The sequence below is a fragment of the Rathayibacter sp. CAU 1779 genome (assembly GCF_054551755.1).
In genome coordinates, this window is record NZ_JBTOLK010000001.1 from 411346 (window position 1) to 432535 (window position 21190).

The following is a 21190-nucleotide window of genomic DNA, read 5'->3' on the forward strand; positions in this document are numbered from 1 at the left end:
GCCGTGCGCCTCGAGCGCGGATCCCCGCCACCCGAACCGGAAGAGGAGCCGGATCTCGGTGGCACACCGGATCCCGCTTCGGCCGCCCCACGCGGCGTCATGCGTCGCTCGCGTCGAGCTCGAATGTGCCGGTCGTCCAGCGTCTGGCCTGTTCGGAGAGCGTGATGCCGAGACCGGGACGAGCCGGGACGAGCATCCGCCCGTCACGGGTCTCGAGCCGTTCGTCGAACAGCGGATCGAGCCAGTCGAAGTGCTCGACCCAGGTCTCCGTCGGATACGCCGCCGCCAGATGCAGATGGATCTGCATCGCGAAGTGCGGCGCAAGTGCGATCTCGCGATGGTGTGCGAACGTCGCCAGGCGGAGGAAGGGCGTGATGCCTCCGATGCGCGGGGCGTCCGGTTGGAGGATGCTCACGGCATCCGCTTCGATGAACCGCTCGTGCTCGGCCACGCTCGCCAGCATCTCGCCGCTCGCGATGGGTGTGTCCAGGGATGCGGTGAGACGCGCGTGCCCTGCGATGTCGTAGGCGTCGAGCGGCTCTTCGATCCAGGTCAGGTCGAACTCGTCGAGCGCACGGCCCATGCGCAGTGCAGTGGTGCGGTCCCACTGCTGATTGGCGTCGACCATGAGCGGTACAGTGTCGCCGATGGAGCGTCGCACGGCCTCGACGCGGCGGAGATCCACCGCTGAGTCCGGATGCCCGACCTTGATCTTGATGCCGCCGATCCCGGCGGCGATCGACGCGGCCGCATTGTCGATGACCTCGTCGATCGAGGCGTGCAGGAATCCGCCCGACGTGTTGTATGCGCGCACGGAGTCGCGATACGAACCCAGCAGCTTGGCCAGGGGAAGACCAGCGCGCTTCGCCTTGAGGTCCCACAGCGCGATGTCCACGGCGGCGATGGCCTGCGTGGCCACGCCTGATCGCCCGACGGACGCCCCTGCCCAGAGCAGCTTGTCGTAGACGCGACCGATGTCGCTCGGATCCTCGCCGAGAAGCTCGTGGGCGATCTCGGTGAGATGGGCGTACTGAGCCGGGCCGCCGGCACGCTTCGAATAGCTGAAGCCGATGCCTTCGGCGCCGTCGCGCGTGCGGAGCTCGACGAACAGCATCGCGACCTCGGTCATCGGACGCTGCCGACCGGTGAGCACCTTCGCGTCGCTGATGGCCGTGGCCAACGGCAGTGTGATCGCGGAGACCCGGATCCGGGTCACGGCGTCACCGGTCGCCAGTGCGTTCACGCCCGATTGCCGGCCGGACTCGGTGTTCGGATGCTGCACGCCGCCGTTCACTGTCACGTCCTCGTCTCCACACCTGCTTGGCTGGTGTACAGTCATCCTATGCCTTCGCAGGTCATCATACAAATGACAGGAACGCGACCCCGGGTGTCACGCCAGGCGGTGCGACGCCGTGCACCTCCGCGACGATTTCGGCCCCGACCGGCGTAGACGACGGGGTGCCATCGACGCCCGTGCCTAAGGTGGCGCTATGAGCACACAGGTACGCGACGATCCGGATGCCAGCCGCTACGTGATCGAGACCGACGGCGCAATCGTCGGTGCCGCTTACTACAACCGGTTCGAGGACCACATCGTGTTCACCCACACCGAGGTCGACGAGGGCCACCAAGGTGAAGGACTCGCCTCGCAGCTCGTGCAGTCGGCGCTGGACGATGTGCGGGCCTCAGGGCTGCGCGTCGTTGTGCTGTGCCCTTACGTGAGGTCGTGGCTGCAGCGGCACCCCGAGTACCAGGACCTGCAGCGCTGATCGAGAATGTTCCAGCGACTCCGGAAGCCTCATCGCCGCGACGCGAGCCAGTCTCGCAGACGCGACTGCGGCCAGGTGGTGACGATCCGGTCGGCAGGCACGCCAGCGGCCTCCGCGCGCGCTACGCCGAGGGAGACGAAACCGAGATGCCCTGGGGCGTGAGCGTCGCTGTCAATGCTGAACAGGCATCCCGCGTCAAGGGCGATGGCGATGAGCTCGTCCGGCGGATCCTGACGCTCCGGCCTCGAGTTGATCTCGACGGCAACACCTTCGCGGGCGCACGCGGCGAAGACGCTGTCGGCGTCGAAGTCGGACGGCGGGCGCGTGCCGCGCGAGCCCTGCACCAGTTGGCCCGTGCAGTGTCCGAGCACGTTGGTCGCCGGGTCGGAGATTGCCGACAGCATCCGCTTCGTCATGGTCGCGGAGTCCGCGCGCAGCTTCGAGTGCACGCTCGCCACCACCACGTCGAGCCGGGTCAGCAGCTCGCGGGTCTGGTCCAGCGTGCCGTCCTCGAGGATGTCCACCTCGATGCCCGCCAGCAACGTGAGCTCGCCGGTCGCGGCATCGTTCCACTCCCTGATGCGCTCCAGCTGCTGCCCCAGCCGCTCGACGCTCAGTCCGTTCGCCACGGTGAGATGCGGCGAGTGGTCGGTGATGGCCTGGTACTCGTGGCCAAGTGATGCCGCGGCATCCGCCATCGCCTCGATCGTCACTGTGCCGTCGGACCACTCCGAATGCGCATGCAGGTCGCCACGCAGCAACGCCGCGAGCTTGGACTGCGGCGCGGCACCGCGGGACTCGCGCAGCCCGGTCAGGTACGTCGGGGTCTCCCCGGCGACAGCCTGGGTGATCACCTCGAGCATGCGATCGCCGATGCCTTTGGTGCGAGCCAGACGTCCGTCGGCGATCCGCTCGCGCAGCTCCTCGGTCGAGAGGCCGTCGAGGGCGGCGGCTGCGCGCCTGAACGCCTGCACCCTGAAGCGCGGCGCGAGGTCTTGCTCCAGTAGGAAGGCGATCTCGTCCAGCGCTTCGACGGCATCCATCCCGCCATCATCCCGCGAGCGCATGCCGCGCGACCATGCCTGTTCGGCTCGGCGTGCTCCTTGCGGATCGACTTCTACGGCAGCGGGCGCCCGTCGGCATCGAGGCGGATGCGCACGGGGCCGTCGCCGAAGATCCCCTTGTCGCCGTCGCCTGGAATGGGCGCCGGAATCGGCAGGCGAGCCTGCTTGTCGACCTCGAGCTGCGCCTCGTACTTCGCGGGAGCGAACACCTCGTCGCCGATCATCAGCATGCCGCTGCCGCGGGACGTGCCGTCCTTGGACGCCTTGCGGCTCTTGTCGCTCAGATCGATCCAGCCGAGGTGGTTCGCGACCCAGAGCACGATGCACACGACGACCACACCGACGAGAACCCACCAGCCCACGCGGGTATCCTACGGTACCCGATGTACCAGTCGGTCCACTCCCCGACCATGTGCCCATGACTCCGCGAGCCACCCCGTCCTTGCCGAGCCAGCATCGAATTCGCGTGAAAAACCGGGTCGCTCGACAACAACCGGGTCGCTCGACAACAACCGGGTGGCTCGACAACAGCCAGAGGCTCGCGGCGGCAGGAATCCGCGGCTCACGGCACCCGGTAGAGCCACTCGTCGGTCGCGAACTTCTCGGCGACGAGACGTTCCGCATCCGCGTATTCCGCGTCGCTGACGTCGCCGGGCTTCGCACCGTACAGCTCGGTGAAGGTCTGCTTCATGCGATCGATGATCTCGGCACGGCTGAGCCCGCTCTGCGCCTTCAGCGGGTCGACCCGTTTGGCGGCGGATGTGATGCCCTTGTCGCTGATCTTCTCGCGTCCGATCCGCAGCACCTCGGTCATCTTCTGGCCGTCCATGTCGTAGCTCATGGTCACGTGGTGCAGCACGGCGCCGTTCTTGAAGCGCTTCTGGGCGGCGCCGCCGATCTTCCCCTGCGGGCTGGCGATGTCGTTGAGCGGCTTGTACGTGGCGTCCACGCCGAGGGATCGCAGTGCCACGAGCGCCCAGTCGTCGAGGTAGGCATAGCTGTCGGCGAAGCTCATGCCGGAGACCAGATCGGCCGGCACGTACAACGAATACGTGACGACGTTGCCCTTTTCCATCATCATGGCGCCGCCGCCGGTGATACGGCGTACAACGTCGAATCCGTACCGCTCGGCGCCGACGGGGTCGACCTCGTTCTTGACGGACTGGAAGCTGCCGATGACGACGGCCGATTCATCCCACTCCCAGATGCGCAGCGTCGGACCACGGTGGCCCGCCGCCAGCGAGTTGCTGAGCGCCTCGTCGAGGGCGAGGTGCATCCGGGGCGGGACCGCCTTGGCGTGGATGATCGTCCAGTCGTAGTCGCGCCACGTTGTGGCATTCGAGAGGGAACGTCGAACGGCGACCGCGACCGCTTCCGGCGAGAATCCGAGGAGTGCGGCGTCCGACGGCAGAGTCCGGCGGATCACGTCGGCGATCGCCCCCGAGTCCGCCTCAGACGAGAGACCGGTCACCGCTGCATCGATCTCTTCGAGGGCGGAATCCGGCTCGAGGAAGAAGTCACCGGAAAGGTGGAAGTCGGCGATCGCACCGTCCACCACGTCGAAGTCGACCACCACGAGCTTGCCGCCGGGAACCTTGTACTCACCGTGCATGGCCCAAGCCTATTCAGGCGGTCGCGGCGCCGCGCCCGTGGGGCCGAACACCTCGGGGCGACGACCGGAGTCCAACCGGATGCCGATCTGCCGTCTCCATGACAGAAACGCTGCCCGCAGGGCGCGCCATCCGCCATTGCCGTCATCGGAACGAGATTCCGCACCGCACGGCGGCGGCCCGGACGTGGACCGGATGAGGTGCGGCCCGCGGGAACGAAAGAGGCGGATGCCGAGCCATGCCCTCGGCATCCGCCGTATCCGGATGGCTTCGCAGCCGATCGGAGTGGATGGCGTTCCCGAGATCGATGATCAAGAGAGCGCTCTCTGTAGTCTCGGCGGCGAACACGCGCGTGTCAAGACGGATGCTGGCCCTCGTTCGGGCGACAGCATCACACCAGCGCCGGGAACCTCGCGTCGAGCCAGCGCACGAGGTCGCGCATCACCTCGTCACGGTTGGTCTCGTTGAACACCTCGTGCCTGGCGCCCGGATAGATCTGCAGCGTGGTGTCGGTGAAGCCGGAGCGGCGCCGAAAGGCCCGAACGAGCATCCGCACGCTCTTCGGACCGCCCAGCGGATCCTCCTCGCCGATCATGACCAGCAGCGGCAGGTCGCGGATGCCCCGCGCCGGCCGGCCGTACAGCCGCAGCCCGTCGAGCACGCCGAAGAGCTTCAGCACCTTCGCGTCGAACGTCAGCGGATCCGCCGCGAAATCGGCCGCCACCCGCGGATCCCGGCTGAGCCACTCGTGACCCGTCGTGCCGAGATGCTTGTGGTGCTTGTTGAGGTCGCCCGCTTCCATCTGCAGCGGAGTGCGGTACGCGGTGCCGGTCAGCACGAGCGCGTCGAAGTCGTCGGCGTGATGATTCACGAGCATCTGCGCCGTGAGCGAGCCCATGCTGTGGCCGAGGAGCACGAGGGGCACGCCGGGGTTCTCGTCGCGGATCAGGCGACCCAGCACGCGGATGTCCTCGACCGCCGCGCGCAGTCCGCCCGGTCCCAGCCGTCCCAGCTTGGAGACGTCGCCGTTCCACTGGTCGAGACCGGTCTGGCCGTGGCCGCGCTGATCGGCGGCGTAGACGGAGTATCCGGATTCATTCAGCACACCGATCAGCAGCTCGTAGCGCCTGGCGTATTCGCCGATCCCGTGCACGAGCTCGATCACGGCACGCGGATGCTCCACCTTCCACACGTAGTAGGTGACGGTCACGCCCTGTTCGTCGTCGAAGCTCGGCACGAGCCGATTCTGTCATCAGTACGCCGACGCATCGTCATCCCGGATACTCACGGATGCTCCCGGATGCCGCCGAAGACCGATCTCTCCATGTCGCATCCGGATCCGGATCTCGGTCGACGTACTCGTGGATTACTTAGCAAGGCTAATTTGTTATGCTAAAGGTCATGGCATCCTCGACTCCCTCAGCAGCGACATCGGCACGTGCGGATGCCACGCAGTCGAAGGCGACGAGGAAGCCCGTCGTGTCCGGTGCCACCGTTCCGTCGAGACCCGCCACCGTCGCTGCCGACGGCAGGGCCGCGCACGGGCAGCCGAAGCGGGTGACGAACCACGAGCTCTCCACGAACCTGCGCATCGCCGTCGCACGACTGACCAAGCGCATCCGCACGGAGAAGAGGGGCGGTGACCTCAGCGACGGCCAGTACAGCGTGCTGGCGCTCGTGTACCGGGAAGGGCCGAAGACGCTGGGCGAGCTGAGCCGCTACGAGCGCGTGACGCCGCCGTCGATGAACCGCACGGTGAACCACCTCGAGGCCGCCGGATACGTGGTGCGACAGGCCGCAGAGGATGACAAGCGCAAGGTGCTGTTCGTGCCCACGGACGCCGGCCGCGACCTCGTGAACGAGACCCGCCGCCGCCGCGACGCCTGGCTCGACCGACGCCTGGCGAAGCTGCCGGCGGAGACCAGGGCCCTCCTGGTGGAGGCCGCAGACGTGATCCGAGAGCTGGCCGACTCGTGAGGGCGATGTTCCGATCGCTCTCGTCGCTGAACTACCGCATCTGGTTCGCGGGAGCGCTCGTCTCCAACGTTGGAACCTGGATGCAGCGCACCGCCCAGGACTGGATCGTGCTGACCCAGCTCACCCACAACGACGCGCTCGCGGTGGGTGTCGTGATGGCGCTGCAGTTCGGTCCGCAGCTGGTGCTGCTGCCCGTGACCGGATGGGTCGCTGACCGCTTCGACAGACGCAAGCTCATGATGGCCACGCAGGCTGCCATGGGGCTGCTGGGGCTCGGGCTCGGCATCCTCACGGTCACGGGGATCGTCACCCTCTGGGAGGTGTACCTCTTCGCGCTGCTGTTGGGCGTGGTCGCGGCCTTCGACTCCCCCGCCAGGCAGACGTTCGTCGGCGACCTCGTCGGCGGCAAGCTGCTCGGCAACGCGGTCGCGCTGAACTCGGCGTCTTTCAACGCGGCACGCCTCATCGGACCAGCAGTCGCCGGACTGCTCACGGCTGCCGTCGGAGCCGGATGGGTCTTCCTCATCAACGCGGCGAGCTTCGCCGCGGTCCTCGCTTCGCTGAACCTCATGCGTCGCGATCAGCTGCACGCGACGAAACGCGCCGGACGGGCGCGTGGCAACCTCATCGAGGGCTTCCGCTACGTGCGCGGGCGTCCGGATCTGCTGGCCATCTTCCTCATGGTGTTCCTCGTCGGCACGTTCGGGCTGAACTTCCCCATCTTCGTGGCGAGCATGGCGAGCACGGTCTTCCACAAGGGGGCAGGTGAGTACGGCATCCTGTCGTCGGTCATGGCCGTCGGCTCCGTGCTCGGCGCGCTGCTGGCGGCACGGCGTGAGAAGCCCCGCGGGTCGCTGCTCGCGGTGGCCGGGATCATCTTCGGAATCGGATGCCTCGCCGCAGCGGCAGCGCCCGGCTACTGGTTCTTCGGCGCGATGCTCGCGGTGGTCGGGGTCGCATCCCAGACGTTCAACACCACGGCCAACGGCGTCGTGCAGCTGTCTACGGATCCGGCAGTGCGCGGCCGCGTCATGGCCATCTACATGGCGATCTTCATGGGCGGCACACCGATCGGCGCCCCGATCGTCGGCTGGGTCGCCGACGCGTTCGGGCCGCGGTGGGCGCTCGTGGTGGGCGCGGCATCCGGGATCCTGGCCGCCGCCGTCGGCGTCTTCTACATGGTGAAGTACCGCGGGATGCGACTGGCCGTCAGCGAACGCCGGCTGCGGTTCACGTTCGCCACCCCCACGCGGCCGCTCGCCGTCCTGGAGATGCGGGGCGACGAGGCCACCGCCGACAAGGCCTCCGCGTAGCGCGTCGCCCCGGCGCCGGCAGGGGTGCAGCCTCCCTCCCGAGGGTGCGTGTTCCCCCTCCCGGGAGGAGGGACGCGCACTCTCGGCGAAGGGGTCAGGCGGCGTCGAGCGCGGGGGCACGGAACCGCGCCGGCCGCGGACGCCGTACCGCTCCGGCGAGCAGCACCGCGACGATGAGCAGCGCGATCGGCGCCAGCATGGCGAACGTCACAGAGGTCGCCTGCGCGAGAAGCCCGATCAGCGCCGGGCCGCCGAAGATGCCGACGTATCCGAGGGTGAGCACACGGGACAGCACGATCGCCGAATCCGGCTGGTTGCCTGCCGCCGTGAAGACCTGGGGAACGCCGCCGCACAGTCCAAGCCCGAGGGCGGCCCATCCGGCGAGCGTCAGCCAGATGGACGGCGAGATCACCACGACGACGAGACCGACCGCACCCAGCAGGGATCCGGCGCGCACCACGGCCACGGCGCCCACCACGGCCGCGACGCGGTCCACGAGGAGCCTGCCGACGGTCATCGAGACGGCGAAGGCGCCGTATCCGAACGCGGACACTCCCGCAGCCGCGTGAAACGCCTGTGTGAGCTGCAGCGCGCTCCAGTCGACGGCGACGCCCTCGGTGCACATGAGCAGCAGGGCCGTGATGCCGAGCAGCCAGGCGATCCGGGTCATGCGCACGCGCGAGCGACGTATCGGCGCCGGCGACTCGGGTTCCTCTCGGAGATCGGGCCATCCCGCGGGACCGACCGTCGTGCCGTCGTCCAGCAGTGCGTCAGAGGCCGAGCGGTGCACGGCGGGAGCCGACGCGGATGCCAGTGCCTGCGCATCCTGCGCCGCCGGCGGCTCCTCGGTCTTCCGCAGCAGCCACCCCGCCGACACACTCACCGCCACAACGGCGATGGCGGCCCCGAGGCCGAGCTGCGCGCGTCCGCTCCAACCTGCCCACGCCGTGGCGAGAATAGTCAACGCACCGACGGCACCGCCCAGCGAGAAGAACGCGTGGAAGGCTGCCATGATCGGCCGGCCGTACGCCCGCTCGACGTGCACCGCCTGCATGTTCATGCCGACGTCGTTGAGGCCCATGCCGAACGCGAAGATCGTGAAGGCGCAGCACAGCACGCCCGCGTCACCCGCGAACCCGACGGCAACGGCACCGAACGCCGCAAGGCCGAGGCCCCACAAACACAGCCCGATGCTGCCCGAGCGTTGCTGCACGCGTCCGCCCACCTGTGCGCCCGCGATGATGCCGACGGAGCTGATCACGATGATCAGCCCGAGCACGCCGGGCGTGATGCCGGTGTTGCGGGCGACGATCGGGATGATGCCCGACCACGTGCCAACCAGGAACCCGGCCGTGGCGTACAACGCGAACACGCTGATGCGCGCGGCGCGCAGTCTTCCGCCCGTGGCCGACGCCGCACGGTGCTGGGTGTCGTACATGGTGCCTCCTCGGCTTCTATCCGCTCCGCTGAAGGAACGGTGACGTGGTGACGTCGAATGCCCGCGGCCGGATTCGACATCAGGATCGGGAGCGCACCCTCGGGATAACGGGAAGCGCACCTTCGCACGGAGAACGGGCACCTTCAGGAGGAGAAACAGGCACCCTCGGAAGGAGAAACAGGCACCCTCGGGAGGAGAAACAGGCACCCTCGGGAGGAGAAACAGGCACCCTCGGGAGGAGAAACGGGCACTGTCGGGAGGAGAAACGGGCACTGTCGGGGAGCGAGGCAGGCGGTGACTCGAGCGCGGGAGTGGGCCTCACGCGAGTCCGACCTCGTTGCGCGCGTGGGCGCCGCTACACTCCGAAGCGCATGGCGCCTCGGCGCGCGGGACCCGCCACATCGGAAAGCGCTTTCTGGCATGATGGAGTGCGGTGCGCGGCACGTCTCGGGGCCGGCATCCGATCCCAGCGAGGTGATGGTCCATGGCCCTGTCCGATCCGATCCCCGACGTCGTCATCACAGGCGTCGGCGGCTTCGGCCGCGTGCACCTGGCGAACGCCAGGCGCCTGCACGAAGCGGGGCGACTGCGCATCGTCGCACTCGTCGATCCGGCCGTCGCGGCGCAGCGCGACCACGACGGCGACCTGCCGGTGTACGCGGATCTCGACACGGCGTTGTCCCGTCACAACGCCGACATCGTGGTCGTCGCGACCCCGCTCGACACGCACGCCGACCTCGCGGAGGCTGCGATGCGGGTCGGCGCGGACGTGCTGCTCGAAAAGCCGCCGGTTCCGACGCTCGCGGAGTTCGAACGCCTGATCGCAGTGACGCACGAGACCGGGCGTGCCGTGCAGATCGGATTCCAGAGTCTCGGCTCTGCAGGTGTCGCCGCCCTCGCGGATGACATGCTCGGGCTTGGACCCACCGCATCCGTCGGCGCTGCCGGGCTGTGGACCCGGCCGAAGGCCTACTGGGCACGTGCGCGTTGGGCCGGCCGCCGCACGCTCGACGGGCACTCGGTCGTCGACGGGGTGGCCACGAATCCGTTCGCGCACGCCGTCGCGACGGCACTGCGGATCGCCGGATACGACACGGCGGACTCCGTCGAGAAGGTCGAGACGGACCTCTACCGCGTGAACGACATCCAGGCCGACGACACCTCCGTCGTCAGGATCAGCGGCAAGAGTCGCCCGACCGTGACCTGTGCGCTGACGCTGTGCGCACCCACTCCGGTGGCGGAAGACCGCGGAGCGGTGGTGTCCGTGCACGGCGAGCGCGCATCCGCTGACTTCTCGTACACGACAGACGTGGTGACGATCGACGGATCCGACTCCCGTTTCGAGCGTGCAGACCTGCTGGAGAATCTCATCGACCACCGGGCGACCGGCGTTCCGCTCATCGTTCCACTCGAGTCGACCGGCGCGTTCATGCGGGTCGTCGAGGCGATCCGGCTCGCACCGGAGCCTGTCAAGATCGCGCCGGAGTATGTGTCCTGGCAGGGCGAGGGATCTGACACGTATCCCGTCATCGACGACATCGAGGCCATCGTGAAGAGGGCCTCGGCCCGCGGGTCAACGTTCGCCGAGCTCGGCGTTCCGTGGGCTGCCCCCGGACCGGACTCCGTCATCGCGACGGCGGTCGTGGACGGCGTCACGGTGGCCGAGGAGCTCGACGGCGCCGGCACTATTCCGTTCTCCAGCCCCCACCCCTACGCGCATCCGGTGCGCACGCTCGGCGGCGTGACGGTCACGGCGGCGCATCCCGCCGACCACGACTGGCACGTCGGCGTGTCCTTCTCGGTGCAGGATGCCGACGGCGTCAACTTCTGGGGCGGCCGCACGTACGTGCGCGACCGCGGTTACGAAGATCTCGACGACCGCGGCCGCATCGAGGTCGTCGGCACGACACCACTGCCGGACGGCGTGCGCCACGCGCTCGCCTGGCGAGGTCGGAACGGCGAAGTGCTCCTGCACGAGACGCGTGAGCTGCACTGGCATCCGCTCGCGTTCGGCGACCGCAGGGCCTGGGCGCTCACCGTCGACGTGACGCTGGTTCCGGCCGGCGGCGGCACCGTCGAGCTCGGCAGCCCTGGCAGCAAGGGCCGCGAGAACGCGGGCTACGGAGGCTTCTTCTGGCGGCTGCCCGACTGCTCAGATGTCAGCGTGTTCACCGCGGATGCCAGCGGCGAGGATGCCGTGAACGGCTCCGTCTCCCCATGGCTGGCCTGGTCCGCGCGCTTCGCGGCCGGTCCGGATCACAACGGGCCGGCATCGATCGTACTGGCAGGCGGTGACGAGACGACGGCCGCGGATCCGTGGTTCGTGCGGCTCGCCGACTACCCGGGCATCGGATCAGCCATCGCCTGGGATTCCAGCACGTCCGTGCCCGCCGAGGGGCTTCGTCGCAGCTATCGCGCCGCGATCGTCGACGGCCTGCTCACGCCGAGCGAGGCCGCAACCGTCGCCGACGGGCTGTCTCGCAGCGAGGAGCCGGCCCGATGAGCGACTCGTCCGCCGCGGCGCAGCGGGTCTCCGATCGGGCCGTCAAACGAGCCAGGGTGCTCGAGCTGCTCGACACGGCCGGGGCGAAGTCCGTGCTGCTGACGAGCGCCGCAGCCGTGTCCTGGTACCTGGACGGCGGTCGGTTCGGGGTCAGTGTTGCCGCGGATCCGATCGTCGGTGTTCGAGTCAGCCACGACTCCGACGAGGTCTTCGCGACCTCCAACGAGGTGGCGCGGCTGCTCGCCGAGGAGCTGCCGCCGGGCGTGATCGTGCGCGAGCGTCCGTGGTACGCGGGGCTCGAGGTCGGCGGCAAGCCGACCGCGTTGCGCGAGGCGCAGCTCGACGACGGTCTTCGCGCCGCCCGTGCGGTGCTTCTGCCCGGCGAGCGCGAGCGATTCCGTGCGGTGAGCGCGGATGCGGCACGAGTCGTCACGGACGTGCTGATGCTCGCGGAGCCGACGTGGTCCGAGCGCCGGGTGGCCTCCGAGCTGGCCGGACGTCTGGTCGCGGCGGGCGCGGATCCGCTCGTCCTCCTCGTCTCCGGCGAGGCACGGGCCTCCTTCCCGCACCCGCTGCCGACGGATGCCTCGCTCGGGCGCCGCGCGCTCGTCGTCGTCTGCGCGCGCCGAGACGGCCTCATCACGAACCTCAGCCGGTGGGTGTCGTTCGGACCGGAGACCACGGAGGAGAAGGATGCCGGGCTGCGCATCCTTCGGGTGGAGGCGGCGGCCTTCGACGCCACGCGTCCCGGCGCGACGCTCGATGGCGTGCTGTCGGCGATCGCCGATGCCTACCCCGCCAACGGATTCGCCGAGGATCAGTGGACGAGGCACCACCAGGGCGGCGCCGCCGGCTACAACGGTCGCGACCCGCGAGCCACCCCCGCTACGACGGATGCCGTGCGCTTCGGCCAGGCTTTCACCTGGAACCCGTGGGTGCCGGGCGCGAAGGTCGAGGACACGGTGCTCGTGGCCGGGACGGCCGACGCGACGGTGATCGAGCCGATCACCGTCGACGACCGGTGGCCGGTCGAGACGGTTGCCGGGCGCGCCTGGCCGGTGACGCTGGAGCGCTGAGCCGTGCGCTCCAGCGGCATTCCGTCGCGACACGCCGAGTCGTGCGTGTGACACGCCGGGCATCCCCGATGGTTGCCGCCTGAGCGCACACCCACGCTGGGCGCACACCCACGCTGGGCGCACACCCACGCTGGGAGGATCCCGCCGTCAGCTCAGGACGATGCCGAGCCCCGGACGTCCACTCGGTGTCGCGACGGTGCCGTCGACGACGATGGGACCGGGCTCGGCGAGCAGTCCCAGCCGCTCGAACGAGGCATCCTCGACGTCTTCGATCGGCGTCTCGGTCGCCAGCGTCAGCGACAACTGTCCCGAGAGGTCGGGCAGCAGGTGCGGATACACCGGGACACCGGCGGCTTCCGCCAGCTCGGCGATCGCCAGGAACGGCGTGATGCCGCCCACCCGGATCACGTTCGGCTGCACGATGTCCACCGCCCCGAGCTCGATCGCCTCGCGGAACCGGTACACGGTGTGCAGATTCTCGCCGAGCGCGACGGGCACATCGATGCGCGAACGCAGGGCAGCATGCCCGAGCAGGTCGTCGGCGCGCAGGGGCTCCTCGATCCAGCGCAGATCGAATCGGCCCAGCTCGCCGATCGCGCGTTCCGCCTCCTCGAGCGTCCACAGCTGGTTCGCGTCGATGGCGAGATCGACGTCGGGGCCGATGGTTTCGCGCACCGCCGCGACACGATCCACATCCTCAGCGAGTGGGTGCCCGCCGACCTTGAGCTTCACGAGCGAGTACCCGGCATCCGCCCAGCGCTGCGCCTGCGCGACGAGCTCGTCGAGCGGGTAGTGGCGGTTCACGCCGCTGCCGTACACGCCGACGGATGCGCGGCGCGCGCCGATCAGGTCGGCGACCGGCTTCTGCGCGGCCCGGCCAACGGCATCCCACAGCGCGAGGTCCAGCCCTGCCATGGCGATCGTCGTGACGCCGCCGGATCCAGCCTCGTGCAGGCGCTCCCAGAGCGGGGTCCAGAGCGCGACCGGGTCGGCATCCCGTCCGACGGCGAAGTCGCGGATGTCGTGGTCGAGCATGGCCCGAACCGAGTGCGCGCCGATGGTCGGCGTCCAGCTGAAGCCGTGGCCGGTGACGCCGGACTCCGCGTCGACGAGCACCTCGATCAGGTGATGCTCCGTGACGTCGGTGCCCCACGGCCGGATCAGCGGCACGTCGATCGCTCGGGTGCGCAGCGCGGTGATGGCTCCTAGCGCGCCGGCTTCCGCGCTCATACCGCGGTGCCCACCAGCTCCGCGCCCACGGCGAGGATGCGCTTCAGCTCGTCCACCTGACGCTCCGTCGGATCAACGAGCGGCGGCCGCACGCCACCGACAGCGAGCCCGTCCAGACGCACACCCGCCTTGACGAGGGAGACGGCGAAGCCTGGCGTCTGGTCGCGAAGGCGCACGAGCGGCAGATAGAACGCATCGAGGATCTCGATGCGCCGCGCGTCGTCGCCCGACACGTACGCCTCGTAGAACGCCTTCGCCACGCGCGGCGCCATGGCGAACGCGGCGGACGAGTACAGCGGAACCCCGATCGCCCGGTAGGCCTGCTGGGTGAGCTCGGCCGTGGGCAATCCGTTGAAGAACGCCATGTCATCGCGTCCGGTGGCGGCCACAGCACGTACGAGCTGCTGGGCGACGCCCAGGTCGCCGACGCCGTCCTTGAAGCCGATAACGCGCGGGTTCTGCGCGAGACGCGTGGCGGCATCTTCGTCGAGGTGCGCCGCTCCGCGGTGGTAGACGATGACGGGCAGATCGGATGCCGCCAGCAGCGCCTCGACATAGGCGACAGTCCCCGACATCGGGCCGGCGACGAGGTACGGAGGCAGGACGAGCAGGGCGTCTGCGCCGGCATCCGCAGCGCGTTTCGCACACTCGATCGCGTGCCCGAGCGGACCACCGGCGCCGGCGACGACCGGAACCGCGCCGTTCACCACGTCGACCGTGGCCTTCACGACCTCGCCCACCTCGGATGCGCTCAGCGCGTGGAACTCACCGGTGCCGCACGCCGGGAACACGCCGCCGGGCCCGTGCGGCAGACGGGATGCCACGTGCTCGGCCGTGAGCCCGGCATCCACCGAGCCGTCGGCCGCGTACGCGGTCACGGGAAAGAACAGAACTCCGTCGAACTTCATTTCACTCCTTAGTCGGATCCCCGCTGGTCAGTCGGATCCCGCTGGTTGAGCCTGTCGAAACCAACGTCACGACTGGTTTCGACGAGCTCAACCAGCGGCGCGGGATCGGCTTCCAGACGCTCAGCCGGCCGTATCCGCGACCTGCTGCCGCTCGAGCTCGCTGCGCCAGTCGTGCTGGGGCTCCCAGCCGAGCAGGCGACGGGCCTTGTCGATCGAGAACGCCGGGGTGGTGCCGGTGAGATCACGGGAGGCCTCGGCCGCCGCCGGCCAGTACCGCGGCATCAGTTCGGCGAGCGGACGGCGCGCGAGCGCGTCCGCGGCGCCGACGATGAACGTTTGCGCGTTCGGAACCTCGTCCAGGCCGCCGAGCAACGTGTCGAGGAAGTACCCGACATCGCGGGCGTCCACGTAATTGAACAGCGCAGGTGCCGACAGCGCCGGATCGTCCAGCCGCTCCTGCACCGTGTGCCCCTGCTGCGTCGGCGCGCCGAGCCATTCCTCCGGCGCGATCACGTAGCACGGACGGAACGCCGCGAGCCGCACATCGTCGCCCTTCTGCGCCGCGAACATCTGCATCGTCCGCTCGGCGACCAGCTTCGACAGCGCGTACGCGTTCCACGGACGCGGCTCGACGTCCTCGTCCAGGGGCAGTCGCTCAGGTGCCCAGCCGGCAGGCGATCCGTATCCGAAAACGGTCGGGCTGGATGCCGTCACGATCTTCCGCACACCGGCGTCGACCGCCGCCTGCATAACGTTGTACGCGAGCGCGGCGTTAGTGCGCAGGATGAGCTGCTCGGGCGCGCTGAACGGCACGGCGATCGCGGCGAGGTGGATCACGGCATCCGCTCGTGCGTTCCCGATCACGGCGGATGCCGCTGCCGGGTCGGTCAGATCGGCCGCGATCCGCTCTGCACCGTCTGCGCCGTGGGATGCCGGCACCGCGAGATCGACCTCGATGACCTCGTGGCCGAGCCCGCCGAGCACGTCGACCACGCTGCGGCCGAGGCGGCCCGAGCTGCCGGTGACGAGGATGCGGCTCATCGAACGGACTCCGATGCCCCGCCGACGCCGCCGGCGAGCTGCAGGCCGAGGTCGAGCTCGTCGACCTTCACCGGCAGGCCCGTCGCCAGCGACTTGTTGCCCGAAATGCCCACAGCGATGGCGCGGATGCCGTCCAGATAGTCCGCCGCGCGGCCCAGGTCGTCCTCACCACGGCCCACGAACACGTCGCGCAGCAGGATGGTGTCGCCACCGCCGTGTCCGCCTTCGCCCACCGGGATCTCGATCTCCCGCGGGGTCTCCCAGTGCCGCTGCAGCAGGATCCGCTCACTGCGCGGACGCAGCGTGTTCGCACGCGAGTCGTCGACCACGGCGGACGGATCCACGATGCGACCCTCCGCATCCAGGCTCACGTCGCCGCGTTCCACGACGTCGAGCTCGACGCGGCCCTCCGTGCCGTTGACCGCGATGCGGTACCCCTCCCACGGGCTGTGCGCGTTGAGGGAGTAGCTCATGCTGGCGCCGCCGGCGTAGTCGACGACGAGCGAGAGGTTGTCCTCGATGGTGATGCCCTGGTCGAAGACGTCCTGGTCGCGGCGATATCCGTCGTGACCCTCGTTGCTCAGGTACAGCTCGCGCAGGCGCTCGTCGCGACGCAGGTCGAGCGCGAACGGATCGTCGGCCGACGCACCCGTGCCGCGCTCGGGACGCGATCCGCCCCCGCGAGCCTCCCAGTTGTCGCGCCCATAGAAGCGCAGCCCGCCGGATGCGAAGACCCGCGACGGCACGTCGGAGATCCACCAGTTGACGAGGTCGAAGTGGTGCGAGGCCTTGTGGATGAGCAGCCCGCCGGAGTTGGTCTTCTGGCGGTGCCAGCGACGGAAGTAGTCGGCGCCGTGCGACGTGTCGAGCACCCACTCGAAGTGCACGGACAGCGGCTTGCCGATGGCACCGGATGCGATCACGCGCTTGAATTCCGTGTTGCGCGGCGCGTAGCGGTAGTTGAAGGTCATCACGACCTCGCCGCCGGTCTCCTCGACCGCCTCGACGATCTGCCCGCTGCCCTCTTCGTCGATGGTGAGCGGCTTCTCGACGACGACATTCGCACCGGCGCGCAGCGAGCGGGACACGTATCGGGCGTGCGTGAAGTCGGGCGACGTCACGATCACGCGATCGATGCGCTCGTCACGGATGACAGCCTCGAGGTCGTCGGGATGCCGTTGCACCGGAGCCCCGGCATCCGGAGCCCGCTCTGCGATACGCGCCGCGTAGTGCTCCATGCGGCCAGGGTTGAGGTCGAGGATCGCGACGAGCTCCGCGACATCCGCGTGAGCTCCCGTGATCGCGTCGATGTACATCTCAGCTCGCGAGCCGGTGCCCACGATGGCGTAACGCGTGCGTTGCGGCACGGTCATTCCTCTCTCTGTCCCCGCGTCGATGCGTGGGAGAAAACGGTCGTTCCAAGTGCGTGAGAAAACGCTTTCTGCTAGCGTACACGATAGTGTGATCCGCAGCGCCCGCCGCCTGCGCGCACCGTGACTGTGCACCGGAAGCCCGCGCACGAAAGGCAGGTACGCTCGCATGGCACGACGATCATCGTCAGCGTCCACGTCCCCGACGATCTCGGATGTCGCCGCTCGCGCCGGCGTCTCGCTCTCCACCGTCTCACGGGTGATGAACGGCAGCACGACCGTCGACGCCGGGCTCGCCGAACGTGTACGCGAAGCGGCGCTGGCACTCAACTACACGGCGAGCCCGCTGGCACGCAGCCTCGTGCTCGGCAAGACGCAGACCATCGCCGTCGTCGTCCCCGACCTGGCGAACCCGGTGTTCCAGGCAGCCCTCCGCGGACTCACCACCGCGGCCTCGCATCAGGGTTATCACGTGCTCGTCGCCGACTCCTTCGAGAACGTCGGTGAGGAGCGGGTGCTCGCCGTCGAGGCCAGAAGGCGCTGCGACGGCATCGTGCTCTGCGCACCTCGCATGCCCGCCGAGGCTCTGGATGAGCTGCTCCCGCACCTCGCGCCGGCCGTGCTGATCAATCGCAACTCATCCGATGCACTCGCACCCTCCGTCGTCGCCGACTACAAGTCGGGCATGCTGCAGCTGCTCTCCCACTTGTACGGATTCGGACACCGGCACTTCGCCTATGTCTCGGGTGTGTCCGCCGCCCAGTCGAACATCACCCGTCTCACCGCGATCCACGAGTTCGTGGCGGCGCATCCGGACTCGACCGTCGACGAGCTGCCGGGCGGCGTCGGATTCGACAGCGGATACGGCGCCGCCGACGCCGTTCTGGACTCCGGCGCGACCGCAGTCCTCGCCTTCAACGACCTCGTCGGCATGGGGCTCCTCGGCGCGCTGTCGGAACGCGGGGTGCGGGTTCCGGAGGACATCTCGGTGACCGGATTCGACGACATCCCCTTCGCCGCCTACACGACACCGCCGCTGACGACAGCCTCGGTGCCGATCGAAGAGCTCGGCGCACAGGCATGGGATCGCCTCTGGGCGCTGCTGGGCGGAAAGTCGCCGGCCGCCAACCTCACATTCGGACCCCTCGTCGTCGCCCGGCGCAGCACCGGCCCGGTGCCAGTCACGGTCTCCGAGGCGGGCTGAGGCGTCGCCGGCGGAACCCGGACGCGATGTGCGCCGCGGGTCTTGACACCGTGAGTGCAACGTTGGAACACTATGGCGAGGTCGATGGAAAGCGCTTTCTGCCATCGCCGATCCGCTCGGTAGCGTGGCCGGAGCGCGAGGGATCCCGTCCTCCGCGGCCCGGTCCGCGCCCGTAGACGAGGCGCCCTAGGCGCCTTTGATTGAAACGATTCACCATCGGCGTTGCTCCAGCCCCCTGGGCACACGCCTTCCATGCAGGAGAGGTATCAGAGTTGATAGAACCCCACGGAATCTCACGCAGGGCCGTGCTCTCGAGCGGAGCCGCCGCGGCAGCTGCCGGAATCACGCTCGCGACGGCAGCACCGGCTCACGCAACGGCCGCCGGATCGCACGGAGCATCGGGTGCACCGGTCGCCGTCACCGTCAACGGGCAGCCGGCTGCCGTCGGCGACTACGCGTTCCCGACACAGGTCGACACGCTCGTGTTCGACAACGGGCTCGCCCGGTTCACCTTCACCCGTAACGACGGTCTGACCGGCGATGCGCCCGCCAAGGCGGGCGCATCGCTCACGATCTCGTCCGTCGTGGTGGACGGCGTCGAGCTCGCGCACAACCTCACCGGGCAGTCGTACTATGTCGACTCCTCGGGCGGGAAGGCGGGGCTGGCGGCCACGCACATCCACGTCGCCCGGCTCAGCGCCGACCTGGTCGATGTCGCGATCATCGACGACGCGAGCGACCAGCTGCAGCACGAGCACCACGTGATCATGCGGCGCGGCAGGCGCGGGCTGTACGGATACGACATCCTCACCGCCGCGGTGGACACGCAGATCAACGAGGTGCGCCTGAACTCGCGCTGGGATCGGTCCATCTTCGACCACGCGTACAACTGGGAGCGCGGCAGCGGACAGCAGCCCACCTACGCGTACCTCGCGACGCAGGAGAAGGTTCAGGACGAGACCTGGCGCATCGACGGCGTCAACAATCCCGACCTGCCCGCGCCGGAAAGCAACTCGGGCAACCTGCCGGCTGGCACGGTCTACTCGAAGTACCAGTGGAGCCTCTACCACCACGAGAATCCGATGTTCGGACACTACGGACACGGCTTCGGCGTGTGGTTCACGCCGCTCGGCGGCGTGACGGAGGACACCCTCTGCGCGTTCTACGGTGTTGGGCCGCAGCATCAGGACCTCGCCATCCACCAGGACGCGATCATCCTGAACTACTTCGGCGCGAACCACTACGGCCTGCCTGCGTACGACCTGACCGCCGGCTACCGCCGCCTCTACGGCCCCTGGTACACGTTCATCAACACGGGCGACGCGTCGAACCCCGACGCCATCATCGCGGATGCCGCATCCACCGCACGCGCGGAGATCGCGGAGAACCGCACCGGTTCGTCCTGGGTGAAGGACGACCTCTACCCGCAGAGCCGCAGCACGGTGTCCGGGCGAGTGGTCATCGCGGACGGGCGACCGGCATCCGATCTCTGGGTGGTGCTCTCCACGCAGGACGTCGATGACGTGTACACGATCCACGAGCCGACGTATTTCGTGAAGACCGACGCGGACGGCCGGTTCAGCCTGCCGGGCATCCCGCCGGCGTGGAAGCCGGGGACGACGGATGCCGGAACGTACCAGCTCTACGTGTTCTCGGCCGGCGGACCCATCACGGACCAGCTGAAGCGCACAGGGATCACGGTGTCCGGTCCGCGAACCAACCTCGGAACGATCACGTGGTCGCCGACGCGCCGCAGCACGCACCTGTGGCAGATCGGCGCCGCCGACCGCACCGGTGGGGAATTCGCGCTGGCGACGGTTCCGTCGACGTGGGCGAATCCCCGCGACTACTCCAAGCCGTCGCAGATCCCCGCGGACCTCGACTTCACGATCGGCTCCAGCTGGGAGCCGGAGGACTGGTACTACGCGCAGACGAACGAGGGCGTCTGGACGGTGACGTTCACGCTCGATCGCGTGCCATCCGGCACGGCGTACCTCACGGTCGCCACCTCGATGCAGCAGTCCTCACCGCCCGTGATCGCCGTCAACGGTACGACCGACGGCATCGTCGGCACGCTGCCGGCGAACAACGACTCGACGATCGCGCGGCAGGCCGACCGGAGCGGATATCCACGCACGGCAGTGCTCTCCTTCCCGGCTTCGCTCCTGGTGAAGGGCACCAACACGGTGACCCTGACGAAGGGTGCAGGCACCGCGGCCGGCAACGGGCTCGGGTGGGACACCATCGTGTTGGAAGCGGATGAGGATCACCGCCCGGCCGCCGCTCGCCTCAAGGCGAAGGTGCTCGACGTGAGCGGTCCGGCATCCGCCAGGCGCTGGCGTTTCACGGTCGAGAACTTCGGTGACGGCGAGGCGAGGGACATCCGTCTCGACTCGTTCGCGGTCGACGGCAAGTCGACTGCCGTCATCGTGGGCCGCGACCCGGGCCGCTTCTCGGTCCCTGTCGCCGAGCGTCTCCGGGCGCACGACCACGTCGTGGTGGAGGTGGTGACGAACCAGACCGGCCGGCCGGCAGGCGCGCCGCACGACGCGCACGCCACGTTCAGCGCGGACGGCGGACGCACGCGAGCCGCGCTGTAACCGTCGACATCGGTGTCATCCCGGTGAGTGGAACGGGCCGGAGGATCAACAGCCGCCGGCCCGTTCCGCTGTCCGCAACTGTCGTCC

General features: G+C 69.0%; 17 protein-coding genes. 7 read left to right on the top strand and 10 right to left on the bottom strand.

What is annotated here, in order from left to right; all coding sequences use genetic code 11:
* Positions 1 to 97: 97 nt before the first annotated feature.
* A complete protein-coding gene (locus tag ACX9R5_RS01790; protein ID WP_459409008.1) occupies positions 98 to 1234 on the bottom strand; it encodes an L-talarate/galactarate dehydratase in 1137 nt (378 codons plus the stop codon).
* Positions 1235 to 1490: 256 nt separating this feature from the next.
* Here ACX9R5_RS01790 and ACX9R5_RS01795 point away from each other — a divergent pair, with 256 nt between their 5' ends.
* On the top strand, positions 1491 to 1769 hold the full coding sequence (locus ACX9R5_RS01795) for a GNAT family N-acetyltransferase (RefSeq protein ID WP_459407299.1): 279 nt from the start codon (positions 1491 to 1493) through the stop codon (positions 1767 to 1769).
* Between the two features lie 29 nt (positions 1770 to 1798).
* Here ACX9R5_RS01795 and ACX9R5_RS01800 read toward each other — a convergent pair whose 3' ends face one another.
* From ACX9R5_RS01800 to ACX9R5_RS01815, 4 genes are all read right to left on the bottom strand, one after another.
* Positions 1799 to 2812: a PHP domain-containing protein gene (locus tag ACX9R5_RS01800; RefSeq protein ID WP_459407300.1), complete on the bottom strand. Its 1014-nt coding sequence runs from the start codon at positions 2810 to 2812 to the stop codon at positions 1799 to 1801.
* A 74-nt stretch (positions 2813 to 2886) separates the two neighbouring features.
* Positions 2887 to 3195, bottom strand: a complete 309-nt coding sequence (locus ACX9R5_RS01805) for a hypothetical protein (RefSeq protein ID WP_459407301.1) — start codon at positions 3193 to 3195, stop codon at positions 2887 to 2889.
* Positions 3196 to 3395: 200 nt separating this feature from the next.
* Complete coding sequence (locus ACX9R5_RS01810; RefSeq protein WP_459407302.1) at positions 3396 to 4445, bottom strand: lipoate--protein ligase family protein; 1050 nt, start codon at positions 4443 to 4445, stop codon at positions 3396 to 3398.
* 389 nt (positions 4446 to 4834) lie between these two features.
* Positions 4835 to 5680, bottom strand: a complete 846-nt coding sequence (locus tag ACX9R5_RS01815) for an alpha/beta fold hydrolase (RefSeq protein WP_459407303.1) — start codon at positions 5678 to 5680, stop codon at positions 4835 to 4837.
* A 164-nt stretch (positions 5681 to 5844) separates the two neighbouring features.
* On the opposite strand from ACX9R5_RS01815, the gene ACX9R5_RS01820 reads away from it, so the two are divergent.
* Positions 5845 to 6420 (top strand): MarR family winged helix-turn-helix transcriptional regulator, encoded by a 576-nt coding sequence (locus ACX9R5_RS01820; RefSeq protein WP_459407304.1) that lies wholly within the window; start codon positions 5845 to 5847, stop codon positions 6418 to 6420.
* 5 nt (positions 6421 to 6425) lie between these two features.
* Positions 6426 to 7733, top strand: a complete 1308-nt coding sequence (locus tag ACX9R5_RS01825) for an MFS transporter (RefSeq protein ID WP_459407305.1) — start codon at positions 6426 to 6428, stop codon at positions 7731 to 7733.
* A gap of 94 nt (positions 7734 to 7827) precedes the next feature.
* Here ACX9R5_RS01825 and ACX9R5_RS01830 read toward each other — a convergent pair whose 3' ends face one another.
* Entirely contained in the window at positions 7828 to 9171 is a 1344-nt protein-coding gene (locus tag ACX9R5_RS01830) for an MFS transporter (protein WP_459407306.1), read from the bottom strand.
* A 484-nt stretch (positions 9172 to 9655) separates the two neighbouring features.
* Between ACX9R5_RS01830 and ACX9R5_RS01835 the strand changes: the two genes are divergently transcribed.
* Positions 9656 to 11674 (top strand): DUF6807 family protein, encoded by a 2019-nt coding sequence (locus ACX9R5_RS01835; RefSeq protein WP_459407307.1) that lies wholly within the window; start codon positions 9656 to 9658, stop codon positions 11672 to 11674.
* Positions 11671 to 12750, top strand: a complete 1080-nt coding sequence (locus tag ACX9R5_RS01840) for a M24 family metallopeptidase (RefSeq protein WP_459407308.1) — start codon at positions 11671 to 11673, stop codon at positions 12748 to 12750. The genes ACX9R5_RS01835 and ACX9R5_RS01840 overlap by 4 nt, the downstream gene beginning before the upstream one ends.
* A gap of 147 nt (positions 12751 to 12897) precedes the next feature.
* Here the strand turns inward: ACX9R5_RS01840 and ACX9R5_RS01845 are convergent, their stop codons facing one another.
* From ACX9R5_RS01845 to ACX9R5_RS01860, 4 genes are all read right to left on the bottom strand, one after another.
* Positions 12898 to 13980: a mandelate racemase/muconate lactonizing enzyme family protein gene (locus ACX9R5_RS01845; RefSeq protein ID WP_459407309.1), complete on the bottom strand. Its 1083-nt coding sequence runs from the start codon at positions 13978 to 13980 to the stop codon at positions 12898 to 12900.
* On the bottom strand, positions 13977 to 14888 hold the full coding sequence (locus tag ACX9R5_RS01850; protein ID WP_459407310.1) for a 5-dehydro-4-deoxyglucarate dehydratase: 912 nt from the start codon (positions 14886 to 14888) through the stop codon (positions 13977 to 13979). The genes ACX9R5_RS01845 and ACX9R5_RS01850 overlap by 4 nt, the downstream gene beginning before the upstream one ends.
* Before the next feature lie 120 nt (positions 14889 to 15008).
* A complete protein-coding gene (locus ACX9R5_RS01855; RefSeq protein ID WP_459407311.1) occupies positions 15009 to 15929 on the bottom strand; it encodes an NAD-dependent epimerase/dehydratase family protein in 921 nt (306 codons plus the stop codon).
* A complete protein-coding gene (locus tag ACX9R5_RS01860) occupies positions 15926 to 17302 on the bottom strand; it encodes a Gfo/Idh/MocA family oxidoreductase (protein ID WP_459407312.1) in 1377 nt (458 codons plus the stop codon). The genes ACX9R5_RS01855 and ACX9R5_RS01860 overlap by 4 nt, the downstream gene beginning before the upstream one ends.
* Before the next feature lie 166 nt (positions 17303 to 17468).
* On the opposite strand from ACX9R5_RS01860, the gene ACX9R5_RS01865 reads away from it, so the two are divergent.
* Positions 17469 to 18503: a LacI family DNA-binding transcriptional regulator gene (locus tag ACX9R5_RS01865; RefSeq protein WP_459407313.1), complete on the top strand. Its 1035-nt coding sequence runs from the start codon at positions 17469 to 17471 to the stop codon at positions 18501 to 18503.
* Between the two features lie 272 nt (positions 18504 to 18775).
* Entirely contained in the window at positions 18776 to 21103 is a 2328-nt protein-coding gene (locus tag ACX9R5_RS01870) for a polysaccharide lyase family 4 protein (protein WP_459407314.1), read from the top strand.
* Positions 21104 to 21190 lie beyond the last annotated feature (87 nt).

Bases quoted from the DNA above. Each gene is read 5' to 3' on its own strand.
- ACX9R5_RS01820 (WP_459407304.1), top strand. From the start codon at position 5,845: ATGGCATCCTCGACTCCCTCAGCAGCGACATCGGCACGTGCGGATGCC.
- ACX9R5_RS01810 (WP_459407302.1), bottom strand. From the start codon at position 4,445: ATGCACGGTGAGTACAAGGTTCCCGGCGGCAAGCTCGTGGTGGTCGAC.
- ACX9R5_RS01835 (WP_459407307.1), top strand. From the start codon at position 9,656: ATGGCCCTGTCCGATCCGATCCCCGACGTCGTCATCACAGGCGTCGGC.
- ACX9R5_RS01830 (WP_459407306.1), bottom strand. From the start codon at position 9,171: ATGTACGACACCCAGCACCGTGCGGCGTCGGCCACGGGCGGAAGACTG.
- ACX9R5_RS01865 (WP_459407313.1), top strand. From the start codon at position 17,469: ATGGCACGACGATCATCGTCAGCGTCCACGTCCCCGACGATCTCGGAT.
- ACX9R5_RS01860 (WP_459407312.1), bottom strand. From the start codon at position 17,302: ATGACCGTGCCGCAACGCACGCGTTACGCCATCGTGGGCACCGGCTCG.
- ACX9R5_RS01825 (WP_459407305.1), top strand. From the start codon at position 6,426: ATGTTCCGATCGCTCTCGTCGCTGAACTACCGCATCTGGTTCGCGGGA.
- ACX9R5_RS01840 (WP_459407308.1), top strand. From the start codon at position 11,671: ATGAGCGACTCGTCCGCCGCGGCGCAGCGGGTCTCCGATCGGGCCGTC.
- ACX9R5_RS01845 (WP_459407309.1), bottom strand. From the start codon at position 13,980: ATGAGCGCGGAAGCCGGCGCGCTAGGAGCCATCACCGCGCTGCGCACC.
- ACX9R5_RS01795 (WP_459407299.1), top strand. From the start codon at position 1,491: ATGAGCACACAGGTACGCGACGATCCGGATGCCAGCCGCTACGTGATC.
- ACX9R5_RS01855 (WP_459407311.1), bottom strand. From the start codon at position 15,929: ATGAGCCGCATCCTCGTCACCGGCAGCTCGGGCCGCCTCGGCCGCAGC.
- ACX9R5_RS01800 (WP_459407300.1), bottom strand. From the start codon at position 2,812: ATGGATGCCGTCGAAGCGCTGGACGAGATCGCCTTCCTACTGGAGCAA.
- ACX9R5_RS01850 (WP_459407310.1), bottom strand. From the start codon at position 14,888: ATGAAGTTCGACGGAGTTCTGTTCTTTCCCGTGACCGCGTACGCGGCC.